This is a genomic window from Pseudoalteromonas sp. MMG013, from assembly GCF_018100885.1.
Classification (GTDB): Bacteria; Pseudomonadota; Gammaproteobacteria; order Enterobacterales; family Alteromonadaceae; genus Pseudoalteromonas; species Pseudoalteromonas aurantia.
This window is the reverse complement of record NZ_JAGJEE010000037.1, coordinates 22,182-36,336: the sequence shown is the minus strand read 5'-3', so window position 1 is coordinate 36,336 and position 14,155 is coordinate 22,182. Positions and strand designations below refer to the sequence as shown.

Genomic DNA, 14,155 nt, shown 5'->3' with positions numbered 1-14,155 from the left:
ATAACTCCACGTGTTAGGCTTCAGTAATATATCTATGTATGATCAATGCTTGTTTTTGGCTTCGATCCATTGGGCCATATACTTGGTGCTTTGCATGGTGTGATGTTTGAGCATTTGACCGGTAAAGTTTTGGTTTCGGTGCTCGTTTAAGTGCGCAATAGTGTGTTGAATTTTGTCAAGTAATTGGGCTTCTAATTGCTGGCTATCATAGTGATGTTCGAGTAATTTGTTGCCGGCATTTTGAGCGTCACTGTAGCGTGTTGGTGATTGATACAAAGCAATGGCTTGTTGGGCAAACTCTTCTGCTGAATCAGCTATGGCACCATGCCATGCTAGAGTACCATGCATACCTTCGGCACCAATACTAGTCGTAACACAGGGGGTTTGCGTGATCATTGCTTCAAGCAGCTTGCCTTTAATACCTGCACCGAAACGAAGAGGAGACAAACACACCCTACTTTTTTGCATAACTTCCAGTGCGTTTTCAGCCCATCCTTTAATCAAAAAGCCCGTTTTAGTGTTGTTAAGGGCTGTGGCCTTTGGGGGAGGATAAGAGCCATAAATATGTAATTCAGCATTTGGCAGCGATTTTCTGATCAGAGGCCAGATCTCTTGTAAATACAGTACGGCATCCCAATTCGGCGCGTGACGAAAGTTGCCAATGGTCATAAAATGTTGACGCCGTTCAAAACTTGGGACATTTTTATTTATTTTATCTAAGTCGACCATAAAAGGTAAATGATGCAGTAATGTGTTATCCACTTTAAAAACAGACGCCAATAAGGTCATTTCATAGCTAGAAATAATCAAACTCATGTCGCAGCGTAATATCGCGGCAATTTCTCGCTTAGCGAGTGAACTCATCAGATCATTGTGTGTAAATGAGCGCTGAGCTTTATGGGCATCATGGCGTGCATTTCGTAAGCATTGTAAATCTTCAGTATCGAGGATTTTAAGCGCGTTAGGTGCATACTTATCAACTCGCCAGCCAAATTGCTCTTCCATCATAAACCGATCAAACATAACGATATCAGGCGCGAACGATTGAATATACGTATCAAAGCTAGCACAATTAAGGGTAATACTCTTGGTGGTTATGTCTTCATATGATAAGTCAACCATATGCTCTGTCACTTGAGCTGGGCTGGCAAATTCAACCTGCCATTGTTGTTTTTTGAAAAACCGCAAAATAGACATCATATGACTACCTGCAGCTGATGAGTTAGGCTCAGGCCATACATAGCCAATCACCAATACTTTTTTACTCATAGTGACGATTCACGTATTTGAACTGAAACATCAACAAGTGTCCTGACTGCTGGCTGCGCTTTATTAAGTATCTCACCCAGTGTCTGACAGGTTCTTTTTCCTATATCATTGGCATCAATACGCACAGATGATAATGCAGGCTGCATCAGACATGAATCTGCTAAATCATCAAACCCGACGACTTTCACGTCTTTTCCTGGGGTTAAATTGTGCTGACGCATAGCTTCGATAGCGCCATAGGCAATTACATCGCTGAAGCACACGATGGCTTTGGTATTTGGTGCTTGTGCAAACAAGGTATTAAACGCTTCTCTGCCACCTTGTCGGTTGGTAGGGGCTTCAATGATGCGCTTTTGGTCTGTGATACCTTTTAACTTTAAGGCGGAATTAAAGCCTGCAATTCGTTCATGGTAATCAGAAATATCAGCAATACCACCAAGAAACGCGATATCTGTAATACCTTGCTCTAATAAATGTGAGGTGGCTAAATGCGTACCTTTTTGGTTGTCGGGTAAAATGGTGGGCGCACTAGAGTAGGGGATTTCACGCATGATATTGATCACAGGAAATCCACTGTTGATTAAGTTATCTACCCATTCACGATCAGTACCAGGTGCAGGGCACATGACAAATGCTGCCACATTATATTCTTTTAAGGTGTTTACCACTTGTTGCTGGCGCGCGAAGCTTTCGCCTGTATTCACTAGCATAGGTACCATGCCAAGTGCATAAATGTGCTTTTCAAGCCCGACCGCTAATTGTGCTGAATAAGGGTTTGTTAAATCATTGATCACAACAGCAACGAGATTTGAGCGTTTACTACGCAGCGCTGCGGCATCGCGGTTATAGACATATCCAAGTGTTTCAATGGCTTTTAGTACGCGCTCTTTACTCTTATCACTGACCTTATCACTTTGTGTTAATACTAAAGAAACAGTAGATTTGGAGACTTGTGCTTCTCTAGCTACATCGAAAATGGTTACTTTTTCTGGCTTATTATTTTTCATAAGAGACGGTATTTGCCTAAAGTAGGTGCTTGCTGTTGACGAAAATGCATTTTAGCGTAAATAAGAGCGTCAAAAAAGTAGTAGCGAACGTTAAAAATCCCTTATTTGGCTGCATTTTTCTATTATTCACGTATATTATGGCCAAGTTAGTCATTTTAAGTGCAGGGATTTTTACAAAATGAGAAATTGGTTGTTTTATTGCGTTATAGGGTGGTGGAGTATCACCGCTATTGCAGCAGAGCAAAGCGCAGGTTATCAAAGCCCTTCAGCAGAACTAATGAACATTGTCGATGCGCCGCTTATTCCACAAAGTAAGTTAAGCGCTGATGGCCGCTGGTTAGCACTACTAAAACGCGAGCGAGTTGTCCCTTTAAATGAATTAAAATTACCTGAAAAAGCACTAGCAGGAGTTAAATTTAATCCCCTTACGTTTATGCGAAAATCATCGCGAGTGTATTCAGAAATAGAACTGAAACATGTAGAAACGGGTTCCATTGTCAGTCTTAAAGGACTTCCCAATGGAAAGTTAAGAGATGTAAACTGGTCATCAAATAGTCAATATATTAGCTTTATTGTAGAACAAAAACACAGTGCTACTTTGTGGCTACATGACATTAAAACTCGTCAAACAAAACAAATGACAACAACATCTCTCAATGGTGTTGTTACTAAAAATGCATATAAATGGTTGCCTGATAGCAGCGGCTTTGTGGTGAACTTTGCGGTCAATCATGGAAAGCCGCTAATGTCTGAGAAAAGCCAAAAATTAGCGCCGATTGTACAACAAAGTAGCGGTGTGAAAGCGCCAATTCGTACTTATCAAAATTTGTTGAAAAACGCACAGGATGAAGCCGAATTCAAATTTTTTGCGCAAGGTCAACTTGCAAAACTGCGCTTGAATGGTCAAGCAAAAGTCATCGGTAAGCCAACTTACTTAAAGTCATTTTCGGTTTCTCCTGATTCGACCAATTTAATCGTGGGAATGATTGATACGCCTTTTTCTTACCAGCTACCGTACCAGCGCTTTGCATCAGTCTGGCAAGTGTGGGGAATGACGGGGTTTCCTCTTTATCAATTGGCGCTGCAGCCTTCGGCCGACAATATACCGCAAGGCTTTGATAGTGTACGCGTTGGCGCAAGAGATTTTCAGTGGCGCAAAGATAAAGGTGCAACGGTATTATGGGCTGAGGCTCAAGATGGTGGAGATATGAAAAATGCTGCTGAATATCATGACCATCTTTATACCATAAGTGCACCTTTTAAAAGAGAGCCAGAACGGTTTGCTAAGGTTAAAGACAGATTTTCCGGTATTCAGTGGGTGGATGATAATATTGCGATGCTTACAGAGTGGCAGTTTGCTAATCGTATGGTTCGTACATCTGTTATTTCCCCTCGCAATGCAGATGATAGACGAGTGGTTTTTTCAGAGCGTAGTTACAATGATGCGTATAAGCACCCAGGGCGATTTGTGACAGAGAAAAATGACTTAGGGGTTGATGTCTTAAAGCTGGTTGGAGGTCGCTATTTATTTTTGCGGGGTGATGGGGCAAGCAAAGAAGGTAATAAGCCATTTTTAGATAGATTTGATGTAAAAACCAATAGCACCACTCGGTTATGGCAGTCAGAAGCGCCGTATTATGAACGGGTACGCGCTTTATTAGATGACGAAGGAATGCGTTTTATTACGTTACGAGAGTCTAAATTGGAGCAACCAAACTTCTTTATTCGTGATCTTACATTTGATTCATTAACGCAGTTGACGCGTTTTCCTCATCCTTATCCCAAATTTAAAGGGGTAACTAAGGAGCAGCTTAAATACCAAAGAAGTGATGGTGTCGAGTTAACAGGGAATTTATATTTGCCACTTAATTATGATCCATCAGAAGGGCCTATTCCTGTACTCATGTGGGCATATCCACTGGAATACAAAAATAAAAAAGTTGCTTCACAAGTAAGAGAGTCTCCATATGCATTTCCATATATTGGGTATTGGGGACCAATGCCTTATTTAGCGAAAGGAATAGCGGTGTTTGATGACCCCAAAATGCCAATTATTGGTGAAGGTACACAGCAACCCAATGACAGTTTTAGAACTCAACTCATTGCAAGTGCAAAAGCCGCTGTAGATATACTGGTTGATCAAGGTATCGCAGATCCTGACCGTATTGCGATTGCAGGACATTCATATGGCGCATTTATGGTGGCAAACTTATTAGCACACTCTGATTTATTTGTGGCAGGTATTGCTCGCAGTGGGGCATATAACAGAAGTTTGACGCCATTTGGTTTTCAAGGAGAAGAACGTGACTTCTGGCAAGCACAAAGTCAATACAACGACATGTCTCCTTTTTTCCACGTAGATAAAATTAACGAACCAATGTTAATGATCCATGGAGAAAAAGATCCAAATTCGGGCACGTTTCCTATGCAATCAGAGCGTATGTATGCTGCGATGAAAGGGCTGGGAAAAGAAGCGCGATTGGTTATGTTACCTTATGAAGGACATAGTTACCGAGCTCGAGAGAGTATTTTACATGTCTTATGGGAGCAAGAAAAGTGGATAGAAAAATACTTATTACCGCTGCCTAAGGTGGACGAGATCAACAATATTGATTCAACTTTACTCAATGATATGGTAGATGCGGGTGAGACGGGCACTGACGTACTTTAAGTTACTCGCAGTTACGTGTGTGGTATAGGGTTATGTGATTATAACGGTTGGCTTGAATTTATGGTAAGTGGCTGCATTATACTTAGTGGATGATCATGTTGGGTGTTAACGGTGCTTTTAGCTTTATTTAAACATATGACCATATCAATCAATTGTGCTGTTTTGGTGCTACTGATTGGACTGTTGTGTCTTAATATTGATAACAGTGCTGCCAGCAGGTTTTTAGCAGAGCCAATGATAGAGCAAACTCTATCAAATGTAGCATATGATCATCCCAGTATTGTTACTTCGAGCACAAATGCAGCCCTATTCATTCACGCTGTTCAACTATATGTTGAATTTTTCGTTATCCTATTATTGGGTGCGATGGGGTGTTTATGTAAACGTTATCACGTTTATGCACATTTAAAACATCCGCCATGGTATTTAAAGCTCGGGCTGCGGGCTGTGCATCGAGTGGGTATATGGCGAGATTCAAATGTATTAGAGAAGCAAACTAAGCATGGTTTACGGTCATTTTAATTTTTTGATTTAACACGTTTATAACGACATTCAATTAATTAATAAAGGCATACCATGAATTATTTTTATCTTTTTTTACGCTTACTTGTTGTCATCCTGAGCATCTTTTTAGCGCATTATGCAGATGCCTGTGATGATCGGCTGACTATAGCACAACGTCAAAATGCCATTGAGGGTATTGGTCACGCCATGCGTGATACCTATGTTTTACCAAAAGTGGGCGAATCTGTTGCTCAGAAAATGGTTCAAAAACAGATCCAAGGTTAGTTTTCTCACATTAATACTAAACTTGATTTTATTAAAGAAGTCACTGAGCTGTTGCAAAGTTTAAGTGGAGACCGCCACTTGAGCGTTCAACTTGTTCCCAAAAGTGGTCGCGTATCACATGTGCTCAAAGAGGAGGATGAAAAACGAGTTAATAACTTTGCTTTTGAGCAAGTGCGGATATTAACAGGGAATGTAGGATACATTAAAATGCATAAGTTTCATCCTGACCATATGGCAAAACAAGTTGCTTCTGAGGCCTTCGCATTTTTATCTAGAAGTAATGCGGTAATTGTTGATTTACGAGACAGTGGTGGGGGTTCCCCTTCTTTAGTGCAGCATATCATAAGCCACTTTGTATCACAGGGCACCATTCTGTGGGATTTGCATGGAAAAGGTGGTGAGTTAGAAGCTCGAATTACCAGCTACTATATTGAAGGAACGAATTCTTTTAAAAATACTCCGCTGTACATTTTAACCAGTGATCGCGTTGCCAGCGCGCCTGAAATATTAAGTTATACGTTGAAACATTTAAAAAGAGCCGTTGTGATAGGTGAGAAAACAGCGGGTCTGGCGCATTATACAGGGGCTCAAAAAATAAATGATTGGCTATTCATTCGCATTCCAATGGGTCGCCCGGTAAGCCCGATAACAAAAACAAATTGGGAACAAAAAGGGGTCAGCCCGCACTATAGAGTAGATGCAGACTCTGCACTAGATTGGACTATTAACTATCATTTATCGTCACTTAACAACAATGGCGATGAGTAGGGTAATTAACTGTCTATTTTATGACCGTGAATATGGCGATAAACGTGCAGTACTTTGCACTTTTTAGACGTTGCTGTGAGTGGTTTATAATCACTAAAAGTATCATGGTCTATACTCCATGATACTTTTTATCAAACTAAGACTATGATGATTTTGAGCCTGACATAGAACTGCCCAACGAGGCTGTAATTACCATGAATACCGCTGTCCATTGCAGGAGTGTGAGCATTTCTGCCAATATTAATAGTCCAGCCAGTGCGGCAATTGCGGGCTCTAAACTCATCATTATGCTAAAGCTCTGTGCCGACATATTTCGTAGTGCAACCATTTCTAGACTGTATGGAAGGGCGCTAGATAATAAACCAATCATGATACCAAGAGGGAGCAATTGCCAATCAAGTAATGCACTACCTTGCAAGGTCACACCATAAGGGACGAGTACAATTGCAGCTACGGTCATACCGAGAGCAACCGTTGCGCCTCCTGAGCCTTGGTTACCTATTTTTTTACCAAACAATATATATCCTGCCCAGAATGCACCCGCCACGAGTGCTAAAATAACGCCAACTGGATCAAGACCATCAGCACTGTTGATATCAGGCAGCAAAAGTACGATACCTAACATAGCAAATGCGACCCATAAATAATCGCGTTTACGTTTTGATGAAAAAAGCGCGACAGCAAGCGGCCCAGTAAACTCTAATGCGACGCCAATACCAATGGGGATCCGTTCAATTGCATAATAAAATGTAATGTTCATCCCACCTAGGCATAGGCCATAAATAATAATGGGTTTCCAATTGCGAGGCAGGCGTCGCCACGGGCGAAAAATAAGGCAAAGAATGAGCGCTGAAAACCCTAAACGATAAGCTGTCGTGCCTTCTGGACCAACAAATGGGAATAGCTGTTTGGCGATTGATGCACCTGATTGAATAGTGATCATTGCACAAAGTAAACACGCAACTGCAAATAGCGCATCTTTGTTAATTGTTGGCATAAACGTACTCTAAGGACAAAGGGTAAAACAGGGCGCTAGTCTACTGTGAGAGCAGCGACGCCTCAAGCATATTGTATACCTTATTGTAAAGTTTAACTTTTGTTGTTCTATATATTTACAAGGTGAAACCTTGAGTTTTCTTTTTGTTTATTTTAAAGGATTCGATTTTCATAAATTTCACTCAATCCTAGGTGTTTATACCAATCATTTTGATGATGCAACATAGTACGGTGCTTCTTAGAATTTAAGTGCGCCAGCTGATCTTTTGTGGTCATAAAAGGTCCAGCACGACAAAGCGCGCAATGATTATCGGCTAAATAATAGGGTTTTGTGAGCTTGTTTTTTAAGTACGGATTACATTTTCTAGACCAAACATACGTTGTGCCGCTGGTGTCTTTTACATGCTTATCTCTATCAACATTACGAATTCTATAACCATCGAACAGGGTAATATCAAATGGAGATTGCCCTAGGTATTTAATATCAAGGCCGATATTTAAGGAAGATTCTAAGTCCCACTCACAATAGGGTTTCACATCTTTAGAAGTGATGTAGCATAGCATTTCTCCATGAGGGTCTAACGCATAGTGGTCTGCAAACAGTAGAAAATATCGCAGTAGTCTGCGGTTTAACGTATTAACGGATAACGCTTGGGCGTCAAATTCTCCTTTACTAGTAAAACCAGGGATCAGTGGAAACTGAAAAATCACGACATCAAAGCTTTGTTGTATTATACGTTGCCAACTCTCAGGCTGAGTGACATCAAATTCGGTATACACTTCGATATGGTTTTCTTGAAGGACGTCGAGTGCATGAGATTGATATTTCTCTCTCAACTGCAATTGACTGTCGTATATGCTTGCCGTTAAATGCTGTGGGTGTAAATTGTTCAGTAAAGCCAGTGAAAAGCTTAAGTCGCCATCACCTACGGTTAATATCCGCCATTGCTTATTTAATATCATGAAATGCCATACTCAGTTTATTCCTAGCAAGTATATCATTTCCTTTATAGGCACGGTTCAATTTATCGGTGAACGGAGTGTATTAGGAATTTTTGAACCGATTGATGATAAACTCCTTAAAGACTCTCAGTCTTGCTGGTTGATGTTGGTCTTTAACATACATTAAATAGAATGGCGTAGAGTCTATATGCCAATCGTCGAATAATGGAACCAATAGTCCGCTATCGAGTTCGGCTTTACAGTATATTTTGGGCACTCTGATAACACCATTGCCAGCGACGGCAGAAGAGACCATAATTCTGCCATTTTTGCAGGTTAAACTACCATTAACGAACACATCTAATTTGCGGTTCGTTTTGCCATGGGTAAAGACCCAATTCTTAATACTTCCGATGATACACTTATGCTGTGTTAACTCTTTAGGTGAAGTAGGCTTGCCATGCAAAGATAAATATTGTGGGCTTACATACGTATCGATTTTAATATCTGTCAGTTTTTGTGCGATAAGCGCAGAGTCTTCAAGTTTCCCCATCCGAAACACAAAATCAAACTCACCGGATATGAGATCCACACGTTTACTTGAAAAATCAATTTCAATATTAATATGTTGATATGTGTTCATGAAATCGTTTATCAAAGGGGCGACAACATCTTCACCGATATGGCCACCGATGCAATTGATCTTAATGCTCCCAGAGAGGGAGTGTGAGCTATCTACCACAGTGTCGATTGCACCAGAAATACCACTAAGTGCATTACTACATTGCGCAAAGAATATTTCACCTTGCGCTGTAAGGTACTGAGTTCGAGTTGTTCTTATTAATAGGGTAACTCCCAGTGCAGACTCTAATTGAGCTAGCTGTTTTGAAATGTACGACCGTGAGCAGGATAATTTCTCAGCGGCTTTTGTAAAACTACCTACTTCGGCCAATACCACAAAAACGTTTATATCCGTCAAGTTTACTTGTTTGTTCATATAGACCTTATTGTCAATGGTTAATAAACCAAACCCGAGGTTAGTGTATGTAACCATAAGTGGTACGGTGGTAAATCATTACTGATGTTTCTTAATGATTAATGTCGTTAACGTTCATATTGTGGAGTTTATTGTCAACTAATAGGACTCAATGATGTGAATTCTAAGCTATATATCGTCAAATACAATGTCTTTATTATACTTCCCTGTAACACAAACAGTTTAATGAAAAGGTATAAGATGAAAGGTTTAGTCGTAATTACGGGTGCGAGTTCTGGTATTGGTGAGGCTTTAGCGAAGAAAATGAGTGAACTGGGTCATCCGCTTTTACTGATTGCAAGACGTGTAGAAAAGCTGCAGGCGCTCAAGCTAGCCAATACACTATGTGCGAGGGTAGACGTAACGGACCGCACATCATTTCAAGAAGCCGTGAATTTAGCGGTACAAACATATGGGCCTGTAGATTTACTGGTCAATAACGCTGGTGTAATGTTACTTGGTCAGATCAACAATCAAAGTACAGCTGAATGGAAAACGATGTATGACGTTAACGTACTCGGATTACTCAATGGTATGCAAACAGTACTATCAACAATGAAATCTCAAAATACGGGAACCATCGTTAACATTAGCTCGATAGCTGGGCGAAAAACGTTTGCCAATCACGCTGCATATTGTGGAACTAAATTTGCTGTTCACGCCATATCAGAAAACGTTAGAGAAGAAGTAGCTGAGAGTAATGTTAGAGTGATAACGGTCGCGCCGGGGGCGGTCGAGACTGAATTACTGTCGCACACGACATCGACTGATATTATTATGGGTTATGAATCATGGAAAGAAGATATGGGTGGTGCGCTGGAGCCTAATGATGTTGCCAATGCCATTTTATTTGCTTACTCGCAACCTCAGCATGTGTGCATTCGAGAAATAGTTTTGGCGGCAACGAAACAGCAGCCATAGTATGTAAGTTAAGTCGATTTGTTGAATGATATGAAGTGAATCGTTGTGTTTTCTAAATAACCTCAGGTTTGGATAAGAGCTTTGGAATAGAAAATGTTTTGAAAACAAACTTACGTACAATCCAATGATGATATTTTGTTCAATATCAAGGCGCTTTTATGCAGAAATAGCGGGCTATTACAAATGAAAGCAACGCTGAGAGTGAGAAAAATAGCTTTATTGGGCAAATTCGCTTATCCAGAGCTGAGGTTACTTAACCTCAGGTTTGGATAAGGGTTTTGGAATAGAAAATGTTTTGAGAAACTGACTTAGTTGATGAGACGACTAAGTCAGTTCACATTTGAACTGTAACGACGAATAGGGGAATTATGTCAATTGGTCAAGCAAGGCCATCACTTCGTTACTCGCATTTTCCATTCTGTTGAGCTGCGCGATAGCAGCTTGTTTATCTCCAGACGAAAATAACATCATGGCTTCGACACCCGCTCGGTGCACTTCTTTATGTGGAGTATCAATACGTTTGAACGCGTTTGAGTTGCCGAATTTTTTGGCACCTTCACCTTTTAACCAACGGCCTAGGCGACAGCTGGCATGGTCAGCAAAACTATCGATCGGTTGTTTATCAGCACCAATTAAGTGATTATATACATCGCCTTTCCATACAACGTGATCAAGTTTGACTGTTTGAATAAAGGTTTGTGTGGTCGCATTCATGATCGTATTTTTCATTGAACCACAACTACTAACAATGTCTTTATATTCATCGTTTAAGTGTGAAATGCTGCCAGAAAGGTTCTGGTTTGAATCTTGAATAATGCTTACAGCATTCACGGTTAACTGTGTGGTATCAATAATTTTCTTAACTAAGTCAGATACCTCATTAGCAGATTCATTGGTATTATTGGCCAATGCACGAACTTCATCTGCGACGACGCTGAACCCGCGTCCTGCTTCACCAGCACGAGCTGCTTCTATCGCTGCATTTAAGGCCAGTAAGTTAGTTTGGTCAGATATTTTAGAAATGGTTGTCACGAACGTATTAATGTTATCAGCCATTTGTGACAAACCTGAAATATTATCTGTCATATCACCCATATTGCCAGCCAAGCTCTCCATACCTTGGAGAATATTCTTTAACGAATTCTCAGAGGTTTCAAACGACTTGTTTACTTGCGTGATAGACTGGCTTTCTTGATCAATATCAGTGAAGCTTTGCAAAACTGTTTCGCGGATCCCCTGGACTTGTGACAGTCCATGCATAGCACATTGGAGTAATTGGTTATCGGTATTATCGTTAAGTTGCGCTTGCGTTTGAACGAGCTTTTCAGTTAGGTCATCATTGTCGGCTTTAAGTTGCGTATTTTCACGAGTCAGCTCTTCGATTGAGCGCTCTAGATCTGCAATTTTTTGTTTTTGGTGTTTGTTACTAAATAGTTGATCTAACACGGCCGATATCCCTGATTAAACAATTTTCAATGCTGAGGGTATCAGTGAATTAGCTAAAGTGCTACAACAAGTCACTTAGTTATTGAGGTAAATCTATTTTGAGTTAACTAAAACTTAATTTTGGCGCGGTCGGGTTCGAACGATTTTACTGGCTTTATCAGAGTACATACTAGAATCTGCACGCTGGACTATAGTATCGGGTTGTTCTTGTGGGTTTGTTTCCGCTGTGCCTATACTCAATCCAACGCCATACTCAAAAATGTGCTCGAGTAATAAATCTCTTAAGACTGAAACATCTAAATGGGTATTATCAGCAAAGGCAACGAATTCATCTCCTCCAATTCTAAAGCAAAATGCGTCTCCAAACTCTTTGACGAGTGAAGTAGAAAACGCCTTGAGTATATTGTCGCCAACGTGATGGCCATATTTGTCATTTGCTTGCTTAAAGTCATCTAAGTCAAAATAGAACAACAGAGGTTTTTTGTTACTCACGTCATTAAATGTTTCAAAACAGGCTTTTCGATTGCCAATCTGGGTAAGGGGATCATGATTGGCTTCGTAACGTAATTGTGCTTCCAGCTTTTGCCGTTGTTCGATTTCTTGGTTGAGTAAGCCAATGACACTGCGTTTGGTTAAGATCATTGCAAACATGCCGTAGCAGGTGATTAAAAAACCAATATTCTTTAAGGAGGTATCGAGTACGAGTAATGGGAAGGTTGCATCACTGATAAAATCATCCGTTATATCAAGCAGCAATCCCGCGCAGTATAAAGCCCAGCCAAATAGCAGTAATGTATTTTTGAAGTGAGGCAGACTAAGTGCAATTAAAGATGTGGTCAAGCCGAACCAGAAAATTTCCTCAAAGGTATCCCAATAAAAATCAGGCTGATTGAATTTCCACACAGTGAATAGTGCGACAATTAACCAGATCAGTACGAGGAGCCCTCTAACCACCATATGCATGCCTTTCAAATATCTTATTTATATGTATAGCAGATAATTTAAAAAATAGGCTATAACCGCGTTAACTCAACGCTTTGCGCTAACATAAATAAATGACACACAAATACCACAGAGGTTAGCACATACCGCATCTTGTGGTAATCCTTATGGTAATTTTGCCAAGCGGGCATACCACGTTCAAACACCAACAGCGTAGGATACGAAACAGCGAGGTAGCCCAGTACTGTCGGAGCATTAAAGAGTGCGAGCAAAGGAAACGGGATCACAACCAGTACAGCCATCACTGCGTGCGTGTAAGATTGTTCTCCCGCACGCCACAATGTCCCTGCCATAAACGCTAATATACCTAAGCTGTAATAGATAAATGTGTCGATGGCTATGATCGATGTACCTAGCAACAACGGCCAAAACACGCAAGCCAAAAAGGGTAATAGGCCAAAGTAGCCAAGTTGGATATGGTTTATGAATGGGTGCATTGTTGACTCTTTATTATTTAAGGTATTCATGTTGTACGTGATCAGTATACCTTAGGCACAATGCTTACGGTACGTTTTGTCTACTTCATTGGTATTTTCGCACGAAAGGGTGACTGTTGTTTTATTTCATCCAAAATATCGATTGAGTTAATCTAAACAATCAATTTTATTTGTTACTCACAAAGCTCTATCTTAGTTACCAAGCAAAGCGAACAAGGTTAGTAACGCTAATTATTGTTCGCTAACCCACTTGAATAACAGTAACTAAAAGAGAGAATTTAACTATGAGTACTTCTTTGATAAATACAACAATTAAGCCTTTCAATGCAACTGCTTACCACAATGGTGACTTTGTAGAGGTGAGCGAGCAAGACTTACTTGGAAAATGGTCAATTGTGTTTTTCTACCCTGCAGACTTCACATTTGTTTGCCCAACTGAATTAGGTGATGTTGCTGATTATTACGCTCAACTACAAGAAATGGGTGTAGAGGTTTTCTCAGTATCAACTGACACGCACTTTACACATAAAGCATGGCACGATACGTCTGACACGATTCAAAAAATTAAATTCCCAATGGTAGGTGACCCAACTGGACGTATTACGCGTAACTTCGGTGTGATGATTGAAGAAGAAGGGTTAGCACTTCGCGGTACATTCGTGATTAACCCTGAAGGTGAAATTAAAGTGATTGAAACGCATGACTTAGGCATTGGTCGCAGCGCAAAAGAGTTACTACGAAAAGTACAAGCGGCGCAATACATTGCAAGCCATGATGGTGAAGTATGCCCAGCATCTTGGCAGCCAGGTGAAGAAACACTTGCACCATCACTTGACTTAGTTGGAAAAATCTAACGAGTAAGCTGTTTATT

14 protein-coding genes are annotated in these 14,155 nt (G+C 40.5%); 6 read left to right on the top strand and 8 right to left on the bottom strand.

What is annotated here, in order from left to right; genetic code table 11:
• Positions 1–42 precede the first annotated feature (42 nt).
• Complete coding sequence (locus tag J8L98_RS21470; protein ID WP_210998137.1) at positions 43–1,269, bottom strand: glycosyltransferase; 1,227 nt, start codon at positions 1,267–1,269, stop codon at positions 43–45.
• On the bottom strand, positions 1,266–2,276 hold the full coding sequence (locus tag J8L98_RS21465; protein WP_210998136.1) for a LacI family DNA-binding transcriptional regulator: 1,011 nt from the start codon (positions 2,274–2,276) through the stop codon (positions 1,266–1,268). Before J8L98_RS21465 ends, J8L98_RS21470 begins: the two co-directional genes overlap by 4 nt.
• A gap of 178 nt (positions 2,277–2,454) precedes the next feature.
• Here J8L98_RS21465 and J8L98_RS21460 point away from each other — a divergent pair, with 178 nt between their 5' ends.
• The 4 genes from J8L98_RS21460 to J8L98_RS21445 all read left to right on the top strand — a co-directional run bounded on the left by J8L98_RS21460 (position 2,455) and on the right by J8L98_RS21445 (position 6,504).
• Complete coding sequence (locus J8L98_RS21460) at positions 2,455–4,947, top strand: prolyl oligopeptidase family serine peptidase (RefSeq protein WP_210998135.1); 2,493 nt, start codon at positions 2,455–2,457, stop codon at positions 4,945–4,947.
• A 111-nt stretch (positions 4,948–5,058) separates the two neighbouring features.
• Positions 5,059–5,469 carry a hypothetical protein gene (locus tag J8L98_RS21455; protein ID WP_210998134.1) on the top strand — a complete coding sequence of 137 codons (411 nt, stop codon included), beginning with the start codon at positions 5,059–5,061 and terminating at the stop codon, positions 5,467–5,469.
• A gap of 54 nt (positions 5,470–5,523) precedes the next feature.
• On the top strand, positions 5,524–5,736 hold the full coding sequence (locus J8L98_RS21450) for a hypothetical protein (protein ID WP_210998133.1): 213 nt from the start codon (positions 5,524–5,526) through the stop codon (positions 5,734–5,736).
• Positions 5,737–5,814: 78 nt separating this feature from the next.
• A complete protein-coding gene (locus J8L98_RS21445) occupies positions 5,815–6,504 on the top strand; it encodes a S41 family peptidase (protein ID WP_210998132.1) in 690 nt (229 codons plus the stop codon).
• Between the two features lie 142 nt (positions 6,505–6,646).
• Here the strand turns inward: J8L98_RS21445 and J8L98_RS21440 are convergent, their stop codons facing one another.
• From J8L98_RS21440 to J8L98_RS21430, 3 genes are all read right to left on the bottom strand, one after another.
• Positions 6,647–7,501, bottom strand: a complete 855-nt coding sequence (locus J8L98_RS21440) for a DMT family transporter (RefSeq protein WP_210998131.1) — start codon at positions 7,499–7,501, stop codon at positions 6,647–6,649.
• A gap of 152 nt (positions 7,502–7,653) precedes the next feature.
• On the bottom strand, positions 7,654–8,463 hold the full coding sequence (locus tag J8L98_RS21435; protein WP_210998130.1) for a class I SAM-dependent methyltransferase: 810 nt from the start codon (positions 8,461–8,463) through the stop codon (positions 7,654–7,656).
• A gap of 82 nt (positions 8,464–8,545) precedes the next feature.
• The gene (locus J8L98_RS21430) at positions 8,546–9,439 is read right to left on the bottom strand and encodes a LysR family transcriptional regulator (RefSeq protein WP_210998129.1); all 894 of its coding nucleotides are present in this window, start codon (positions 9,437–9,439) and stop codon (positions 8,546–8,548) included.
• A gap of 240 nt (positions 9,440–9,679) precedes the next feature.
• Between J8L98_RS21430 and J8L98_RS21425 the strand changes: the two genes are divergently transcribed.
• Entirely contained in the window at positions 9,680–10,399 is a 720-nt protein-coding gene (locus J8L98_RS21425) for an SDR family oxidoreductase (RefSeq protein WP_210998128.1), read from the top strand.
• 366 nt (positions 10,400–10,765) lie between these two features.
• Here J8L98_RS21425 and J8L98_RS21420 read toward each other — a convergent pair whose 3' ends face one another.
• From J8L98_RS21420 to J8L98_RS21410, 3 genes are all read right to left on the bottom strand, one after another.
• Positions 10,766–11,845 carry a methyl-accepting chemotaxis protein gene (locus J8L98_RS21420; RefSeq protein ID WP_192509955.1) on the bottom strand — a complete coding sequence of 360 codons (1,080 nt, stop codon included), beginning with the start codon at positions 11,843–11,845 and terminating at the stop codon, positions 10,766–10,768.
• A 114-nt stretch (positions 11,846–11,959) separates the two neighbouring features.
• Positions 11,960–12,802 (bottom strand): GGDEF domain-containing protein, encoded by an 843-nt coding sequence (locus J8L98_RS21415; RefSeq protein WP_210998127.1) that lies wholly within the window; start codon positions 12,800–12,802, stop codon positions 11,960–11,962.
• A 56-nt stretch (positions 12,803–12,858) separates the two neighbouring features.
• Positions 12,859–13,284: a DUF3429 domain-containing protein gene (locus J8L98_RS21410; protein WP_210998126.1), complete on the bottom strand. Its 426-nt coding sequence runs from the start codon at positions 13,282–13,284 to the stop codon at positions 12,859–12,861.
• A gap of 284 nt (positions 13,285–13,568) precedes the next feature.
• On the opposite strand from J8L98_RS21410, the gene ahpC reads away from it, so the two are divergent.
• Positions 13,569–14,138 carry an alkyl hydroperoxide reductase subunit C gene (gene ahpC / locus J8L98_RS21405; RefSeq protein WP_192509958.1) on the top strand — a complete coding sequence of 190 codons (570 nt, stop codon included), beginning with the start codon at positions 13,569–13,571 and terminating at the stop codon, positions 14,136–14,138.
• The last annotated feature ends 17 nt before the right edge of the window (positions 14,139–14,155 follow it).